Below are 18,014 nucleotides of genomic sequence, written 5' to 3'. Positions count from 1 at the left end.
CGTATGTCTTTATCGCGTTTCTTTATCGACCGCCCTGTTTTTGCGTGGGTGGTTGGGCTGATTATTATGCTTGTGGGTGGTGTCTCCATCACCCGTATGCCGATTGCCCAATATCCTACGATTGCCCCACCGCAAATTGCCGTTGCGGTGGACGACCCCGGGGCCTCTGCCGATACGGTGAATAACACGGTGGTGCAGCCGATTCTCCAACAAATGTCCGGGTTGGACCATTTGGAGTATCTATCGGCACAGTCTTACGGCAATGGGCATATGGAAATTGACCTAACCTTTGAGCAAGGGACAAACCCCGATATTGCTCAGGTGCAGGTGCAAAATAAATTACAGCTTGCCCAACCGCGCCTTCCGCCGGAAGTGGTCAATCAAGGTTTGAGTGTCACAAAGGCTGCCAAGAACTTTATGATGGTGATTGGCTTTATCTCCACTGATGGCAGCATGAGCGGGAAGGATCTTTCCGATTACGTGGCCTCTAACGTGATGGACCCTCTCTCGCGTATTTCTGGGGTGGGGGACCATACGCTCTTTGGCTCCGAATATGCCATGCGTATTTGGATGGACCCTGATAAGCTGTATAAATATGGCCTGACAGTTGCTGATGTACAGCATGCGGTGCAGAATCAGAATATTCAGGTTGCCTCAGGGGAGCTAGGCGGCTTACCAGCACAAAAATCTGTAGGGTTTGATGCCACTATCATCGGTCCTGTCCGCCTGACAGACCCGGCGCAATTTAGCGATATGCTGCTGAAGGTCCAACAAGATGGCAGCCAAGTGCGGATGCGCGATATTGGGCGTGTGGAGCTAGGCTCACAGAGCTATAATTTCACATCCCGGTATAATAATGAACCCGCCACAGCCCTAGCCCTCAAGCTCGCCCCCGGGGCGAACCAGATGGTGACAGAAGATGCCGTGCGCGCGGAGATTAATCATCTCTCCCAGTTCTTTCCTAAAGGGGTGAAGGTGGTTTACCCGCTGGATACGGAGCCTTTCATCACGCACTCGATTGAGGAAGTGATTGAGACATTGGTGGAAGCCATCATTCTGGTTTTTGTCGTGATGCTCGTCTTTCTTCAAAATTTCCGCGCGACATTAATCCCGACCATCGCCGTGCCGGTGGTGTTGCTGGGGACGTTTGGGTTGCTGTCCATCATGGGGTACAGCATCAACACCTTGACGATGTTGGCTATGGTCCTCGCAGTGGGGCTATTGGTGGATGATGCCATCGTGGTGGTGGAGAATGTCGAACGTGTGATGAGCGAGAAGCATCTCCCCCCGCGTGAGGCTGCGCGTGAATCGATGGATGAAATCTCTGGCGCGTTGGTGGGGATTGTGTTGGTCCTTACAGCGGTCTTTTTACCTATGGCCGCTTTTGGTGGGTCCACCGGGGTGATTTACCGGCAATTCTCTATCACGGTTGTGGCGGCTATGTGGTTGTCCGTCCTCGTAGCGATGATTATGACACCCTCGCTTTGCGCTACGATGTTAAAGCCAACCAATCATGAGGTCCATTTTCGCCCAGCGATCTGGTTTAATAATGGCTTTGAGTGGCTAACGCATCGCTATATAGGCGGGGTGCGGCATTTATTGCGTTTACGGCTCCCGGCGATGTTAGTGTTTTTAGGCCTGACGCTGCTTGTGGGCTATATGTTCCTCAAGGTTCCAACAGGCTTCTTACCTGATGAAGACCAAGCCCTTATTTTTGGGCAGATTAGCACGCCGCCGGGGGCTACTGATGCACAGATGGGGGTGATTAACCATCGCATCACCGATTATGTGATGAAGACGTATAGCCATGATGTCGAATCTGTTTTTACGATGAATGGCTTTAGCTTTGCAGGGCAGGGGCAAAATGCTGGGGCGTTCTTTATCCGGCTGAAGCCATGGGATAAGCGACCGGGCTATAAACATTCCAGTATGGCGATTGCTAGTGAGATCATGAAGCATTTTGCTGGTGACCCTGCGGCGCAGATTTATGCTCTTAATCCTCCTGCGGTGATGGAGCTTGGTAATGCGACTGGCTTTGACTTAGAGCTTGAGGATAATGGTCATATTGGCCATCAAGCCTTCCTTGCGGCGCGTAATAAATTGCTTGATGAAGCGAAGAAGAACCCGTTGCTTGTGGCTGTGCGCCCAATGGGGTTGGAAGATGCGCCGCAATTTGTGTTGGACTTAAACCGTGAGAAAGCTAACGCGCAGGGCATTACCAACGAGGATATTAATACGACCATTCAAGGGGCTTTAGGCTCGATTTATGTGAATCAATTCACCCGGAATGACCGTGTAAAACAGGTATATATCCAAGGTGAATCTTTTGCCCGCATGAGGCCAGAAGACCTCAATCGCTGGTATATCCGCAATAATCTTGGCGAGTTAGTGCCCTTTAATGCTTTTGCCTCTGGCCATTGGATTGTAGGGCCGCAGAAGGTGGAGAATTATAACGGCCTTAATTCTTACGAGATTCAGGGTGTACCTGCGGCAGGGGTAAGTGCTGGTCGTGCCGTTGCGGAGATAGAGGCCATCCTAAAAACGCTGCCCCCCGGCGTCGGGCATGAATGGACAGGTCTCACTTTTGAGCAATTAGCCTCTGGCAATGCTACAGGGCCGCTTTACGCGCTGGCAGTGATTGTGATTTTGCTCTGCCTTGCTGCTTTGTATGAAAGTTGGGCGATTCCTTTCTCCGTATTGCTGGTGCTGCCTTTGGGTGTCTTAGGGGCGATTGCCTCCACCCTATGGCGAGGGCTGAGCAATGATGTGTATTTCCAAGTCGGGTTGCTGACCACTGTTGGGTTGGCTGTCAAAAACGCCATTCTGATTGTTGAATTCGCCAAGGCCTTTTATGAAAGCGGCGATACGTTAGAAGAGGCTGTGTTGAAAGCGGGGCAAGAGCGTTTACGCCCTATTTTGATGACCTCTATCGCCTTTGTATGCGGTGTGTTTCCTTTGGCGATTGCCACCGGGGCCGGGGCTGCGGCGCGTGTAGCGATTGGGACCTGCGTTGTCGGGGGGATGATTACGGCAACGGTGTTGGCTGTGTATTTCGTCCCCATCTTTTTTGTCGTGGTGCTGCGGCTTTTTCGCGTCAAACGTCTTTCAGAGCGGCATGAAGCTGGGCAGGAAGGAGGCCAAGCATGAGCCTTTATAGCACAAAACGGAGCCTCACTTACGGGGTGATGGCTGTGGGCAGTATGCTGCTTGCCTCGTGCAATTTATCCCCGAAATATCACCGCCCAGACCCCGCCGTTGCGCAGAAATACCCAGCCGATGCGGAGTTAAAGCCTGGCCAGCCGGTACATCAGCGTGTCTCCGACCTTGGGTGGGAGGATTTCTTTACAGACCCCCGCTTAAAGGCCCTTATCACTCTGGCTTTGACCAATAACCGAGACCTCGCCGCGCAGATGGCGGCAGTCGCGGCAGAGCGTGGGCAGTATCAAGTACAGAATGCCGCCCTTTTCCCGACCATTTCGGCTGGTGGGGGAGCCCAATATGTGGGGCCATCGGATACGGCGGGCTTTGCCTTTGCGCCGGGTTCTGGTCGCTCAATTTCTACATTGCGTTTTTATCAGACATCCATTGGGTTCTCATCTTACGAGATTGACCTATGGGGGCGTATTCGCAATATGGCGCGCGCCCAGCAGGAGCAAACATTAAGTGCGGCTGAGAATCTGCGTAACCTGTGGCTGACGACAGTTTCGCAGGTGGCAAGCACGTATATTCAATGGTTGGCTGATAAGCGATTGCTAGACCTTGCGCGCAATACAGCGCGGACGCGGGCCGATACATGGCGGTTGAATGACCTTAAGTTTAAGCATGATGAGTTAGATGCGCTCACTCTCGCCCAAAGTGCGGCGGAGTTAGAGCAAGCACGCTCTGATGAGGAGAAAGAGACGCGGGCCGTTGCTGATGATGAACATTCCTTACAACTTTTAGTCGGCACGCCCTTGCCGGCGAATCTGCCCCCGGCTTTGCCGATGGGCCGACAAACGATGATTGCGGAATTACCGGCGGGTTTGCCGTCCGACCTTTTAGAGCAACGGCCTGATATTATGGCTGCAGAGCATCTGCTATTGGGGGCGAATGCCTCCGTTGGTGCGGCGCGGGCGGCCTTTTTCCCACGGGTAACCCTTACAGCGAATGAGGGGACAAGCTCGCTGCAATTTCGCAAGCTCTTTAGCCATTTGGCAGAAACATGGGGTGTCTCCCCTAATATAAGCATCCCCTTGCTCACATGGGGTGTGAATCAGGGGAACTTACGGACAGCAAAAGCACGGCTTGCGCAGAATGTGGCGCAATATCAAAAAGCCGTGCAATCGGCATTTCGAGAAGTATCCGATGCGTTGACAGCGCGGGAGACTTATCGCCGGCAAGATGAACATATGGTTGTTTTAGAGACACAAACCCAACGGGCTTACGACCTCGCCCGGATGCGCTATCATGCGGGGATCGATAATTATCTAACCACCTTGGTGCAGGAGCGTCAGCTTTACCAAGCCCAGCAGAGCCGTATTGTTGTGGAGGCGGCACGGTTCCAAAATATGGTAACCCTCTATCGTGCATTAGGTGGGGGGTGGAGCCGTAAGAGCCAAGGGCAGAAGTAACGTACGCGCCGCATTGCGGTGGGTGAGGAGAGAGGCAATGGGTTTGGTAAAGACGCTCGGTTTAGGGCTAGGGCTGATGGCTCTGATGATAGGCAGTGCGGGGCTTAGTTATGCTGATGATGGGGCTGATGGGCTAGATAGTGTTGTGCGTAAGCCCATGCCCAAAACCAGCTTGCCGCGTGTTCATGCTGATTACAGCATGTTCCATTTTGTCCCACGCGGGGATGAGGTGACGATTCAGCCAGAGCATGGGCGGTTGATTTTTCGTAAAAAGAGTGGCGTGCCTGATGGCTATGCCGAGCGGCGCGGTGCGGCGATTGTCTATTATGATTCCACAGGTAAAGCGGTGCGGATTCAGCGTCTCACCCCTGAGGAGCTGGACCGGATGACCCAATAAAGGGTCGTCGCTTTTTAGGCCTTCCACCGCCAATAGCCATAGAGGCCGAGAAGGGTATAGCCCCCGTAAAGCAAAGCGGTAATGCTGAGCGAACGGCTGAAGAAAAGCCCTGTATAAATTACATCAATCCCTGCCCAGAGCAGCCAGCTTATGCGGTGCCGCCGTGCGGTCCATAATTGGGCGAGTAAGCTGGCCCCGCTTAGGCCGCCATCAAGGAGGGGGGCTGGGTCGTCACTCCAACAGCGCAGGGCTATAACCCATAAGGTGGAGAGGATAAAAAAGCCAAGCGTCTCTATGATGGCTTTTTTGAGGGCCAGCGGCTGGGGCGGGAGGGTGTTTTGCCGTGCTTTATCCCGTGCCCATAAAGCCCAGCCATAAAGGATGGTGAGGCTAAACACCCCTTGCAATATGGTATCGGCATAAAGGCGGGCATGGAAAAAGACCCAGCCATAAAGAAAGGTCGCTAGGAGGGAAATTGGCCAGCCGATGAGGCAGCGTTGGGCGGTTAGCCATACCCCACTTGCACTAAAGCATGCAGCGATAAGCTCCATCATTTAACATGCCTCCAACATGTTTAGGAGGGTACGCCCTGTGGGGGAATGGAACCATTCTGCATGGCCGATGAGATAATCCCGCCAAGAAATCTCTGCCGCTGCTTGGTTATGGAGCGTATGGCCGTAATAAGCCGTTTCAGAGAGGGCAAAGGTCACATGGCAGAGGGGGAGCCAGCGTGCTGTGAGGTGTCGTTCTACGAGGCTTCTTGGGCGTTGGGCATCATAAGCGTGGAGGAAGGCGCGTAGCTGCTCCTCATGCACGGTGGGGGAGCCGTCAGGGGCGAGCCAGCTAATGAAGCTACGCTCTATCGCCACGGCGAGGTCAAAAGCGGCACTGGTTTGGTCACACATGCCGAAATCGAAGATACGCACGGCGGTGAGGTCTTGCCCCTCATTCTGCCATAAGAGATTTGCCCCATGCCAATCACCATGTCCCCAAAGGGGGCGGTCATGCGGTAAGAGGGGGCGTAAGGTCTGATGAAATGGCTCTAAAAGGGGCAGAACGTCAGAGCGTACATCCTCAAGGGAGTAAAGTGATGTAAGGCCCTTTTGCTGTGCTGCCCAAGGGAGGAGTGTATCGTCTAAGGATGGCCCGAGCAGGGGATGGCGGATGGAGGTGAGGGGGGGATTATGGCGCGGGGGCGCGTCATACCCCGCACTAGCGTGATGTAATTGGGCAAGGAGCCGCCCGCTAGAGTCCGCTTGGGGCGTGCTTTTATAAGGCCGCCATGATTCAAGCCCGCGATAAGCATCGTGCTCGGTAAAGAGGGGAAAGGCCTCATAAACATAATGCCCTTCTGCTTTGGCGGTGGTGCCATCCTCCATGGGGAGTGGGGCGCATACGGCTAGCCCTTGCGCTGCGAGATGTTGGGCAAAGCGATGTTCCTCTGTCACTGTGCGGGCGGAGCGCAAAGCCCGCCCATGCCGTTTGAGGAAAATATGCTGGCCATCCTGCAACGCGATGATGGCCGAGGCAGAAAAGGGCCGCTGGCTATGCCAGAGGATAGGATCGTTAGCGGGATGCATGCCCCAATGAGGCAAGAGAGTTGCTACATCAGCGCGCGTAAGGGCGGGCCACACACAGCTATTATAGCCGCTCTCTAAGCCAAGGGGGCGTGCAGACATGCTCAAAACCCCGCTGTAAAGCTTGCAAGGGCGGCAAAGGGACTGCCGATGAAGTAATCAGGGCTGGAGCCTTTAATGCGCGTCCCATGCAGGCCGGTTGTCGTATGAGCGTTAAAAGCGGTGCTGTTAATACCAGAGAGGTAACGTTGATTGCTTAAATTGCTCAGGTTCAGGCGCAAGGTGGGTTTTTGGAGTACGCCGATATTGTTAAAGCGGTACCCCAAAGCAAGGTCTGCCGTCATGATGGCAGGGATGCGCTCATCATTCATAAAGGTGGCATATTGGTGGCTCATATAATGCATCGTCACCATGCTGAAGAAGTGTCCATCATCATAGCGTAACCCCGCTCCCGCTTGGAAATGAGGGCTACGGATAGCCGTTTTGCCTGCTGTAGGGAGGAGGTCCCCCCTAGCGGCAATGTTACTATCGATGGTGGCATGGAGATATTCAAAAGAGGCATAGGGGCTGAGATGATGCCAAGGGCGTGTGCCAATCTCTACATCTACCCCGCGTGAGGTTTGTTTCCCCGCATTGATGGAGGTGGAGATATTGGGGTTATTGGGCTCCCCTGTTTTAATCTGCCGATTGCGGAAATTGTAGTTAAAGAAGGTCACGCTCGCAGTAATCCATTCCCCCGTACGGCGATAGCCGAACTCCTCTGCGATGGAATATTCATTTTTAAGATGGTTTGTCCCCGCTTTGCTGAGGGAGCCATTGGCGTTGCCATTCGCATCTGTCCCAGCATATTGGTTGTAATAGCTGGAGGCTGTTGGGGCGCGGAAATTGGTGTTGACGTTGAGGAAGATCTGGTCCTGCTTGGTAAAGTTCCACCTCATGCCAAAGCGCGGCAGTGGTTCGGCTTTATTACTAGAGATGGTCCGCTGAGGGCCGGGGACGTCATTTGTTCCCCAACGATGCATCATGACCTCTTTAAAGCCAATATCCATCGCTAATCTATCCTGCATGAGGGAGATATGGTCGCCTATATACAGCGCATTGACCTGCGACATAGTATGAAAGGCCCCCGCAAGGTAAGGGTTACCATTGGGCATTAGCACACGGTCACGCCGTTTATCGCCCCAAATATTGGCCGAACTTCCATCATCATTAACGGTGGTAAAGGGCTGGCGTTGGTTATCATCGGAGTAGTCATACCAATAACCCATGACGAAATCATTCCATTTATACCGGGCATGGAAGGCCATATTCACCCCAGCGCGATAGCTACGCTGCGTGTATTCGGAACGGACGGTTTGATTATCGGTTAAAGGGAGGGAAGAGACAGGCAGGGTGCCATAATAATTGCCTGTACCAGAGAGCTGGGAGCCGTACGGGAAGTTACCATAAGCACTTTGAGCATAAGGGGTGATGTCAAAACTATAACGCTGGTTAAAGCGCAGATGCACAGGCGCACCGACATAGAGCGTTTCCTCTGGGTCGCGGGAAAGCCGCCAGTAATTATAGCTATTATCGCCGGGTTCATAATGGTGGGTAAGGGCACCGCTATGGGTGCCGTATGTTTTCCAATCCTTGAGGGACGTGAAGGGATAATAGCTGGTGATGGCCCTGTTCCATGACCCAACAAGGCTTGCGCGATTGTCCTGCCCCCATTCTTTAAGGAGCTTGAAGTCAATATGCTGGCGGGTATCGTACCCGCCGCTGCGCCAATTATCAGTATGGGTGTTGGAGTAAGAGGCAAAGCCGCGGACGCCACTATGACCAATCTCGCCTGTCTCAAGCCGGAGGAAGCCGCGCCGCGTGTTAAAAGAGCCATATGAGAAAGAGGCAAACCCGCCGGGTTTAAAGGCCGGGTCTAGGAAGGAGAGTTTCATCACCCCCCCAGCGGCATTGAGGACGGGGCTATCCAGGTCGGAGGAGCCTTGTTGCAGCCCAGCAGTGCTGTAATTCTCTGTATCAGCAAATTGGTTGGGATACCCACCATAAGAGGCAATATCATTGAGGGGCATACCCTCTAAGACATAGCCAATAGCATCCCCATTTAGCCCACGGACACTGATATTCGTATTAGGGGAAATGCCAAAAGGGTCGGAGGTAGCAACATTTGCACCGGGTAAAATGGAGACAAGCTGAAAAGCCGAAGCCGTAGGGGCTTGTACATCCATATAGCTACGGCCCACCTCACTGATGGATTGCGTGCCATGTTGAGGGCGGATTAACCCCCCACCGCGTTGGGTGACCTCCGTTGTGGCATGGGTGGTGATATATTCCACCTCTTTTGCCTGCACATCATGGGGATGTGAGGTGGTGGGATGTGTTGGTGTGTGCGTGTGCGTCTGTTGGCCTTTTGTTTGCTCCTCAGCCAAGGCTAAGCTGGGGCAACATAAGGGGAGTAAGAGGAGGGCCCGCAAGCCAGAAAAAGATAAGCGCATAGAATCTTCACCTTCGAGAGGTCGATAGGGAAGGTTCGCTGGGCTGGCGTTAGTTCAGGGGAAGATGGGGGTGTTCCATCCATGCTATTTTCCTGTCCCTTCGCCGGTACGAACCGGATCAGGTTCAAAGGGTTGGATGGCCTTGCCCATCCTCTCAGCCTTGCAGATGAAGGCACCCCTCGGAACATGTGCTCTTCGTTAGCAGAGAAAGGCCCTTTTGTTCAAGTGCAAGGCTCTCTTGTAAAAATGCCTATTTCTGCCAATATCAAGCCTATGCGTTTTGTCCTTTTTATAATGGGGGTCTTATGCCCATAATTGCACCGAGCCTGCTTGCTGCTGATTTCTCTAATCTGCGTCAGGAAATGAGCGCGGTGGTGGAGGCCCCGTGGTTGCATCTTGATGTGATGGATGGGCATTTTGTGCCTAATATCTCTTTTGGGATGCCCGTCATTAAAGCCTTGCGGCCACATAGTCAGGCCAAGTTTGATGTTCATTTGATGATTGACCCTGTGGACCCGTATTTAGAAGCCACAGCCAAAGCGGGAGCAGACCATATTACGGTGCATGTGGAGGGGAATGCTCACCTGCATCGGACGTTGCAAACCATCCATGCCTTAGGCTGTAAAGCAGGGGTGGCGATTTGTCCTGCAACCCCACCAGAGGCTTTGTCCGAAGTGATGGATATGGTTGATATTATTTTGGTTATGACGGTTAATCCCGGTTTTGGGGGGCAGAAGTTCCTGCATGGTCAGCTTGCTAAAATCCGCACCCTTGCAGAGATGATCCGTAGGAGCGGGCGGGATATTACACTAGGCGTTGATGGTGGGATTGATGAAACCACAACCCCGTTGGTGACGGAGGCCGGGGCGACTATGCTCGTGGCAGGCTCTGCTATTTTTGGTAAGGGTGACCGCAAAGCCGCTATAGAGGGGATGCGCGCTGTAGCCCGCCCCGCACGCCGCGCTTGATGGAAGGGGAGCGGCTTGTTTAGGTCCTGCTGGCGGTATATTCGGCTATTATGTGCCTCTCTGCCAGCCCGTCAGCGGGACGAAGTTGGCCCTGTTTGTTTGTATCAAGACCGTGAAGAAGGGGACATTGACCAAGCCGCTTTATTGACGGGTGGTGTGTTCCGTTTTGCACAAAAGACCTATCGCTTGCCAATGCGGGATGTTTGGCAAAAGAATAATTGGCCTGAAGATGTACGCCGGTGGGTGTATAGCTTTGAGTGGCTGAAAGACCTTCGTACATTCGGCACAAATGGAGGGCGGTTATTAGCGCGCTCCATGGTCACTTCATGGGCAGACCGTCCTCCTAATGACCCCATCGCGCGGGAAGGTGGGGTGATAGGCCGCCGTTTAGCAAATTGGTTTGGGCATTATGAGTTCTGCCTCTCCACCGCTACAGCGAACACACAGCATATTGTGTTAGAGGCTGCGGTTAAAGATGGACGGCGGCTCTCGGCAATGTTGCCTCTTTCCTCATTAGGCTGGGAGGAGCTTGCGGCTCTGCGTGGGTTGTTAGCTGTCTATATGGCGGTGCCTGATTATGATGGCTTTCTCAAACGCTTTGAGGAGCAACTCCCCCATGTGCTGACCCGCTTGTTGGGGGAGGAGGGTATTGCGGCAGAGCGCAGCCCGGAGGCCCAATATCGCTGCGTGCAGGAACTTACTGCGATTCAAGGGATGTTCGGTGTTTTGCAATGGTTGCCACCGGAGTGCGTCTCTGTCGCTCTAGGGCGGGCTTGTGCAGTATTGCGGGCTTTCTGCCATGGCGATGGGGGGCTAGCTCTCTTTAATGGCGCGCAGGAACATGGCGCAAAAGCCATTACCGCTTTGTTAGAGCAAGCTGAACGTTACCGCATTGTTGCCTCGAGTTTGAGCCAAGGTGGTTTTGTGCGGCTTACAGCAGGGCGGGCCCTTTTATTGGTGGATGCAGCCCCACCCCCACCGCGCGGGTTGGACCGTATGGCCCATGCGGGGACATTGTCTTTTGAGTTCTCCCATCATCGGCAGCGATTATTTGTAAATTGTGGCTCTGCTATGGGCGGGGGATGGCAACGCGCCTTGCGCTCGTCTGCTGCCCATACAGCCCTGATTGTTGAAGGAGAGTCCTCATCAGGGTTTGGGGCGGGTGGTCATATAACACATCGGCCTTCACAAGTGCGCTGCCAGCAAGAGCGAGAGGGCCGAGCAGACGCCGTGCATCTCTCTCATAATGGCTATTATCCCTCTCATGGGGTGATATGGTCCCGCTCGCTTTTCTTAGACCCTTCAGGGGAGGAGTTACGCGGCTGCGAGCGTGTGGAAGGGGAGCGTGATGTGCCTTTTGCGTTGCGCTTCCATATTCATCCTGATGTGCGGGTAGAGCGCGAGGATGAGGAGATTATCCTCCATACAGCCTCCGAGATATGGCGTTTTCATCAAACAGGTGGAGAGATAGCCGTGGAGGACGACCTTTATATGGGCCGCGGCACACCGGAGGAAACGCGCCAGATTGTCGTTTATTCCCGTCCCGGTCGGACGTTAACGTCACCTACAACGGAGAAGGAGGGGGCCGAGACACGCCCCCGCTGCCAGCAAAAGGTGGAATGGGTGCTGGAATATGTGCCCCTTTAGGGGCTACCCTGCTACCCTACCCGGATGAGGATATGTTTCTTCTTGCCGGAGGAGAGCTTTAGCGTGCCGTCTGTTAGGTCGGCAGATGTGATGGTTTGATTCTCATCTTTGATGACGACATCATTCAGCCGGGCACCACCTCCGCGGATGAGGCGGCGTGCCTCGCCCCCGCTGGCGGCTAAGCCTGCCTCTGCAAAGAGCTTAAAGGCAGGCACACCCTCGGCAAATAGGCTAGCAGGCAGGGTGACTTCTGGCAGGGCGGCTTGTGTGCTGCCTTGCTCAAACACGGTGCGGGCAGTTGCAGCGGCTTCCTCAGCGGCAGCACGGCCGTGGCAGATGGCTGTGGCCTCTGTAGCCAGAATCTTCTTAGCTTCGTTAATCTCTGCTCCTTCCAGCGCGCCGAGGCGTTCACATTCCTTCACGGGGAGGTCGGTAAACATTTTGAGGAAGCGGCCTACATCCGCATCTTCCGTATTGCGCCAGAACTGCCAGTAATCAAATACAGGCCGCCGCTCCTTGCGGACCCACACCGCCCCATTGGCGGACTTGCCCATCTTAGCCCCGGAGGAGGTGGTAACAAGCGGTGTTGTCAGCCCAAATAGCCGCGCTCCATCGGTACGGCGAGCGAGGTCAATGCCGGAGACGATATTGCCCCATTGGTCAGAGCCCCCCATCTGAAGGATGGCCCCATGACGGCGATAGAGCTCCCGGAAGTCGAATGCTTGAAGAATGGAGTAGTTGAATTCTAAGAAGGTCAGCCCCTGTTCACGCTCAAGACGTTGCTTCACACTCTCAAAAGAGAGCATCCGACTGACAGAGAATTGCACCCCAACATCTTGCAATAGGCTGATGTAAGAGAGCTTATCCAACCAATCCGCATTATTGACGAGGCGACATTTACCATCATCAAAATCCAAAAATTGCCCCAGTGAGGCGCGCAACCCTGCGAGATTATGGGTGATGGTCTCGTTGCTCATCAGCGAGCGGGCTTCATCGCGGAAGGACGGGTCACCAATTTTCGCCGTCCCCCCACCGATGAGCGCAATAGGGTGATGGCCGTGCTTTTGTAAGAGCCGCAACATCATAATCGACATCGCATTACCCACATGCAGGGAATCAGCTGTAGGGTCAAAGCCGATATAAGCCGTAATGGGGCCTTCCTGCATAAGAGCATCCAACGCCTCATAATCAGTGCATTGGAAAATCATCCCACGGGCCTGAGCTTCTTGCAGGAAGGGGCTTTTAAGTGTGATGTCGGTCATGGAAAAGCTCTTTTCTGAAGTCTATAGCAAGGGGGATCGCTTAGCCGATGGCTTCTGCCTCATGCTCTGGCTCTGCATCATGTTCTAGCGCGGGGGCGGCGATAGAGGCAGGCTCTGGTGCAAAGAGGTTTCTCTGCCGGGTGGTGACATGGTCCTCCAACGCATCGGCAATCAGCTCCGCTTGCTGGGAGAAGATGTGGTCTGCCTCTGGGAAGAGGCGATAATCCACCGTCACATTCTTTTGTGTGTTGAGTTTCTCAACCAGTTTACGGATGACAGGCTCTGGGGCCATGTTATCTCGCCCACCAGCAATCATTAACCCGCTACAGGGGCAGGGGGCGAGGAAGTTGAAGTCATAATCATCAGCAGGGGGGGCAACGCTAATCCAACCGCGGATTTCTGGCCGGCGCATCAGCAGCTGCATCCCTACAAAGGCCCCGAAGGAATATCCAGCAATCCACAACTCCGAGGAGTTGGGGTTAATCATCTGCATCCAGTCCAGAGCAGCTGCTGCATCGGAGATTTCCCCAATACCGCCATCATAACGGCCTTGAGAGCGACCAACCCCGCGGGAATTATAACGCAGGACGGAAAACCCCATCATCTGAAAACGCCGATACATGGTGTAAGTGATGCGGTTGTTCATTGTCCCGCCATGGAGCGGGTGGGGGTGGATGACAAGGGCGAGAGGAGCGTTAGGGTCTTCGGAATGGTGATAATGGCCTTCGAGCCGCCCATCAGGGCCAGCGAACATGACTTCAGGCATGCGTCTCTCATCTTTATTGTCCACCCTGACCATCCCTAAAATATGGAGGGTAAGGTGATGTACGAACCGATTATGCCCGGCCTTTGTGGGACCGGGCATGATTTTGCGCCCCTCGCAGATGGATGGACACCAAGCCGGGAGAGGTATATCGGCGTTGTATATCGGTTTTGCTTTACTAATTTCTAGTAAAATCGACTCTCACATGCCGGTTTTTTCAAAAAAGTAAATCAGATTATGTTTGTCTCTTTATAGGGGTCAGGTTTATCAGAGGCAGCAGAAAGAGGAGGAGTCTCCATGCTTCATGCCCCGCCTTCACAGCACAACCTGCTTTATTTGGATGCTAATGCGACAGAGCCGTTACGCCCCATAGCCCAACAGGCGTTGAATGAGGGGCTTGCCCAGCTGGGTAATCCTGCCTCTGTGCATACAGCAGGGCGTAAGGCCCGTGTGATGTTAGAGCAAGCACGCAAACAGCTTGCTGGGACCTTTGGGCGAGAGGCGGATAGCTTTGTGTTCACCTCCGGTGGGACAGAGGCGAATACGCTTGCCGTGCATGGTTTTGGCCATGCGATAGGGCGGCCTATCCTCATCGGTGCGACCGAGCATGACGCCATTCGTAAAGCCGCGCCGGGGGCATGCGTGATTCCGGTGGATCAAAATGGTCTCATAGAATGTGCAGCTTTGGAAACACAGCTTGCCTCTCATGCAGCAGAGGCAGGTGCGCTCGTATGTATTATGGCGGCGAATAATGAGACGGGTGTGTATGCACCGTTGGAGGATATTGCCGCTTTATGCCGCCAATACGGAGCGCATTTGCATATTGATGCGGTGCAAGCAGCGGGGCGGATGAGCGGGACAGACCCTTTCTCTCAAGCCGTGGCGTCAGGGGCGTTAGTAGGGGCGAGCCTTGCTTTATCTGCCCATAAGATGGGTGGGGTAATGGGGGCGGGGGCTCTTCTTCTGCCAGAGGACCGGCCCTTACCCCCCCTTCTTCCCGGTGGGGGGCAAGAGCGTGGACGGCGCGGGGGTACCCCCGCCCTTGCAGCGCATCTCAGCATGGCCGCTGCGTTGGTGGAAAGCCAGCAGCAAGAATGGAGTCGCCTGCAGATATTGCGTGATGAGCTAGAGGCCATCTGCTGCCATGCAGGGGCGGTCATTATGGGCCGTGACGTCCCGCGCTTGCCGAATACGGTGAGTGCCCTTCTACCCGGTGTAGCGGCGCAGATGCAGCTTATGGCCTTGGATATCGAGGGTTATTGCGTCTCTGCTGGCTCGGCCTGTTCATCCGGCAAAGTGGCGCGCTCCCATGTGTTGGAGGCTATGGGGCAAGGCGAAGGCGCGGGGCAGGCGATTCGCATCTCTCTGCCATGGAATGTGCAAGCAGAGCATGTGCGTGCCTTTGGGCAGGCTTATAGCCGTATGGCGCAGCGATTTGCCGAGCGTGGCCTCTTACAAAATAATCGTACTACGTCATGAAGGCGGATAAGCAGGAGGTTATCTATTTAGATTACCTCGCGACAACCCCCTGTGACCCGCGTGTTATAGAGGCCATGTTGCCTTATTTTACGGCGTCCTTTGGCAATGCTGGGAGTGTGCATCAGCTTGGCCGTGCGGCGGAGGAGGCCGTAGAGGAGGCCCGCCAAGAGATGGCGCAGCTTTTGCAGGTGAGTCCTCATGAGGTGATATGGACTTCGGGGGCGACTGAATCCAATAATCTGGCCATAAAAGGGGCGGTGCGGTTCTTAAAGACGCAGGGCGATACAAGACGGCGTGTTATTACAGCCGCAACGGAACATAAATGCGTGTTGGAGGCTGTGCGCTCCCTCGCAGATGAAGGGTTTGAGCCTATTATCCTCCCCGTAGGGCCTGATGGGCGTGTAGAGCCAAACCGATTAGCCGAGGCCTTAAAAACACCAACCGCGCTTGTAAGCCTCATGGCAGCGAATAACGAGACAGGTATCGTCCACGACATCCCCCAGCTTATGCCGCTTATCAAGCAAGCAGGGACGTTGTTGCATGTTGATATGGCCCAGATGTTCGGCAAATTGCCATGCAGTTTAGAGGGGATCGACCTCGCCTCATTCTCGGCCCATAAGCTATACGGCCCTAAAGGGGTCGGAGCGTTATATATAAGGCGGCGGCCTCGTGTGCGGCTATTGCCTTTAATCTCTGGTGGAGGGCAGGAGCGTGGTATGCGCTCTGGCACATTGCCTGTCCCGCTCATTGTGGGGATGGCTGTCGCTGCACGTCTTGCCCTAGCCGCCCAGCCGGAGGAGGTGCCGCGCCTTATGGCATTGCGCGGCCAGCTTTGGCAGGCTATGCAGAGGCTTTGCCCAACAGCGCGGCTTAATGGCGGCCAAGCTCCGCATCTGCCGGGTGTGCTGAATTGCTGCTTACCTGAGGGGCCGGAGGCTCAAGACTTGATGAAATCCCTGCCGGGGCTGGCTTTTTCGGCTGGTTCAGCATGTTCGGCAGCGTCTGGTGCGCCGTCTTATGTATTGCAGGCAATGGGCTTGACCGATAGAGAAGCACGCAGGAGCTTGCGTCTTTCGGTCGGACGCTTTACCTCAGCAGATGACGTGGAGCGCGCAGTGGCTCAATTTAGGCAGGTTTTAACAGGTGGTTAACCACGCCTGCGTGGATTTCAGAGGGAGTGAGGGTTTATGCCACGGATGGTTTTTGTTGAGCGTGATGGTAGCCGCCATGAGGTGGAGGCACAGGCAGGTCTCTCCGTCTTGGAGATTGCCCATGAGCATAATATCGACCTTGAAGGAGCCTGTGAGGGCTCCCTAGCATGTGCGACATGCCATGTTATCGTGGACCCAGCATGGGCCGATAAACTCACCAGCCCAACCGATGATGAAGAAGATATGCTCGACCTTGCCTTTGGGCTGGAGAAAACATCGCGCCTTGGCTGCCAAATCATCATGACAGATGAGCTGGATGGCCTTGTCGTTCATCTTCCCAAAGCGGGGTAAGGTAAGCGTTATGCGCATCCTTGTAGCTATGTCTGGTGGGGTCGATAGTTCTGTTGTGGCAGCGTTGCTCAAGCAGCAAGGCCACGAGGTCATCGGGGCCACCTTACAGCTTTACGACCATAGCGGCCCCGCCAAGCCGGGGGCTTGCTGTGCAGGGCGGGACATTATGGATGCGCGTTTAGTGGCGGAGAAAATCGGTTTTCCTCATTACGTTATTGATGCGGAGAGCCGCTTCCGCGATAGCGTTATTGAGAGTTTTGCCGATTCTTACGCCCGGGGAGAAACCCCTGTCCCTTGTGTGGCTTGTAATCAGGGCGTTAAGTTTACGGACCTCCTGACAATGGCGCGGGATTTAGGCTGCGAGGCTATGGCGACTGGCCATTATGTCCGCCGGGTTGAGGGCCCTACTGGGGTGGAGATGCACCGCCCTGTGGATCGGGATAGAGACCAAAGTTGGTTTCTCTTTGCCACAACGCGGGAACAGTTGGAGTTCCTCCGCTTCCCCCTTGGTGAGATGCCCGATAAAGCTCATGTCCGTGCCTTAGCGGAGGAGCTAGGGCTGGATGTGGCGACAAAGCGCGATAGTCAGGATATTTGCTTTGTGACGAATGGCTCTTACGCCACATTGGTGGAGAAGATGCGACCAGAGATTGGTGGGCCGGGCGATATTGTAGATGAGCACGGCAATGTGCTGGGCCAGCATGAGGGGATTGCGCGTTACACTGTGGGGCAGAGCCGCCGGTTGGGGGATATTCATACCGGTACGGGGGAACGTCAGATGGTCACGGCGATTGATGTGCCTTCCCGCCGCATTATTGTTGGCCCGCGTCAGAAGGTCATTCATGATGAGAGCCGCCGCATCGTCCAGCTAAGGGATATGAATTGGCTGATTGATGCCCCAGCAGACGGCGTGCGCTGCGGAGTGCAGCTACGCGCGCGTGAGGGGTTGCGTCAAGCCCTTATACGCCCCTTAGAGGGGAATCGGGCAGAGGTTCAGCTCGAAGAGCCCGCTTTGCCCGCACCGGGGCAAGCATGTGTGATGTATGAGGGGGAGCGTGTTCTGGGTGGTGGGTTTATTCTCGCCTAAACGCTCTCTATATGAATCACATCTTATTGATTTTATGGGAGGAAAAGAGTCGCTTTTGCGAAAGAGGGGCGCAAAAGTGGGCTCTGAAGGTGTTATTTGGCCTCTTAGAGGGGGCCACGCTTTAGGAATGTTTCGATTTTAAAATATATTTTGCACAAATCTTCCTTTTGGATATGGACAACCCCCTATGTTTCATGGTCTGGCTGGAGGTAGAGAAGTTCTTTCTCCAC

The 18,014-nt window shown here is 54.4% G+C and carries 14 protein-coding genes and 1 riboswitch; of the genes, 9 read left to right on the top strand and 5 right to left on the bottom strand.

Annotation, left to right across the window (positions count from 1 at the left end):
- Positions 1-3 precede the first annotated feature (3 nt).
- Genes GM557_RS08675 through GM557_RS08665 form a run of 3 tightly spaced genes read left to right on the top strand, consistent with a single transcriptional unit; the run spans position 4 to position 5,007 of the window.
- The gene (locus GM557_RS08675) at positions 4-3,147 is read left to right on the top strand and encodes an efflux RND transporter permease subunit (RefSeq protein WP_155573947.1); all 3,144 of its coding nucleotides are present in this window, start codon (positions 4-6) and stop codon (positions 3,145-3,147) included.
- Complete coding sequence (locus GM557_RS08670; RefSeq protein ID WP_180794251.1) at positions 3,144-4,610, top strand: efflux transporter outer membrane subunit; 1,467 nt, start codon at positions 3,144-3,146, stop codon at positions 4,608-4,610. Before GM557_RS08675 ends, GM557_RS08670 begins: the two co-directional genes overlap by 4 nt.
- 37 nt (positions 4,611-4,647) lie before the next feature.
- The gene (locus GM557_RS08665; RefSeq protein WP_099027492.1) at positions 4,648-5,007 is read left to right on the top strand and encodes a hypothetical protein; all 360 of its coding nucleotides are present in this window, start codon (positions 4,648-4,650) and stop codon (positions 5,005-5,007) included.
- 14 nt (positions 5,008-5,021) lie between these two features.
- Here the strand turns inward: GM557_RS08665 and pnuC are convergent, their stop codons facing one another.
- From pnuC to GM557_RS08650, 3 genes are read right to left on the bottom strand one after another with little or no spacing between them, the layout of a single operon-like run.
- Entirely contained in the window at positions 5,022-5,561 is a 540-nt protein-coding gene (pnuC, locus tag GM557_RS08660; protein ID WP_155573946.1) for a nicotinamide riboside transporter PnuC, read from the bottom strand.
- Entirely contained in the window at positions 5,562-6,686 is a 1,125-nt protein-coding gene (locus GM557_RS08655; RefSeq protein WP_155573945.1) for a phosphotransferase enzyme family protein, read from the bottom strand.
- Between the two features lie 2 nt (positions 6,687-6,688).
- Positions 6,689-9,076, bottom strand: a complete 2,388-nt coding sequence (locus tag GM557_RS08650) for a TonB-dependent receptor (RefSeq protein ID WP_155573944.1) — start codon at positions 9,074-9,076, stop codon at positions 6,689-6,691.
- 77 nt (positions 9,077-9,153) lie between these two features.
- Positions 9,154-9,266, bottom strand: a riboswitch (TPP riboswitch).
- Positions 9,267-9,381: 115 nt separating this feature from the next.
- Here GM557_RS08650 and rpe point away from each other — a divergent pair.
- Together rpe and GM557_RS08640 are read left to right on the top strand one after the other, a co-directional pair.
- Entirely contained in the window at positions 9,382-10,044 is a 663-nt protein-coding gene (gene rpe / locus GM557_RS08645; protein ID WP_155573943.1) for a ribulose-phosphate 3-epimerase, read from the top strand.
- A gap of 15 nt (positions 10,045-10,059) precedes the next feature.
- Positions 10,060-11,691: a heparinase II/III family protein gene (locus tag GM557_RS08640; RefSeq protein WP_155573942.1), complete on the top strand. Its 1,632-nt coding sequence runs from the start codon at positions 10,060-10,062 to the stop codon at positions 11,689-11,691.
- A gap of 11 nt (positions 11,692-11,702) precedes the next feature.
- Here GM557_RS08640 and tyrS read toward each other — a convergent pair whose 3' ends face one another.
- Both tyrS and GM557_RS08630 read right to left on the bottom strand, forming a co-directional pair.
- Positions 11,703-12,953 (bottom strand): tyrosine--tRNA ligase, encoded by a 1,251-nt coding sequence (gene tyrS / locus GM557_RS08635; RefSeq protein ID WP_155573941.1) that lies wholly within the window; start codon positions 12,951-12,953, stop codon positions 11,703-11,705.
- A gap of 40 nt (positions 12,954-12,993) precedes the next feature.
- On the bottom strand, positions 12,994-13,719 hold the full coding sequence (locus GM557_RS08630; RefSeq protein ID WP_155573977.1) for an alpha/beta hydrolase: 726 nt from the start codon (positions 13,717-13,719) through the stop codon (positions 12,994-12,996).
- Positions 13,720-14,013: 294 nt separating this feature from the next.
- Here GM557_RS08630 and GM557_RS08625 point away from each other — a divergent pair, with 294 nt between their 5' ends.
- From GM557_RS08625 to mnmA, 4 genes are read left to right on the top strand one after another with little or no spacing between them, the layout of a single operon-like run.
- A complete protein-coding gene (locus GM557_RS08625) occupies positions 14,014-15,195 on the top strand; it encodes a cysteine desulfurase family protein (RefSeq protein WP_155573940.1) in 1,182 nt (393 codons plus the stop codon).
- Positions 15,192-16,346 (top strand): cysteine desulfurase family protein, encoded by a 1,155-nt coding sequence (locus GM557_RS08620; RefSeq protein WP_155573939.1) that lies wholly within the window; start codon positions 15,192-15,194, stop codon positions 16,344-16,346. Before GM557_RS08625 ends, GM557_RS08620 begins: the two co-directional genes overlap by 4 nt.
- 36 nt (positions 16,347-16,382) lie before the next feature.
- Entirely contained in the window at positions 16,383-16,697 is a 315-nt protein-coding gene (locus GM557_RS08615) for a ferredoxin family 2Fe-2S iron-sulfur cluster binding protein (RefSeq protein ID WP_099027482.1), read from the top strand.
- Between the two features lie 10 nt (positions 16,698-16,707).
- Complete coding sequence (mnmA, locus tag GM557_RS08610) at positions 16,708-17,784, top strand: tRNA 2-thiouridine(34) synthase MnmA (RefSeq protein WP_155573938.1); 1,077 nt, start codon at positions 16,708-16,710, stop codon at positions 17,782-17,784.
- The last annotated feature ends 230 nt before the right edge of the window (positions 17,785-18,014 follow it).

Origin of the sequence: Bombella sp. ESL0385, from assembly GCF_009725755.1 — a bacterium.
GTDB classification, from domain to species: Bacteria; Pseudomonadota; Alphaproteobacteria; order Acetobacterales; family Acetobacteraceae; genus Bombella; species Bombella pollinis.
Note: the sequence above shows the minus strand (reverse complement) of the source record. Positions and strands in the feature narration are given on the sequence as shown.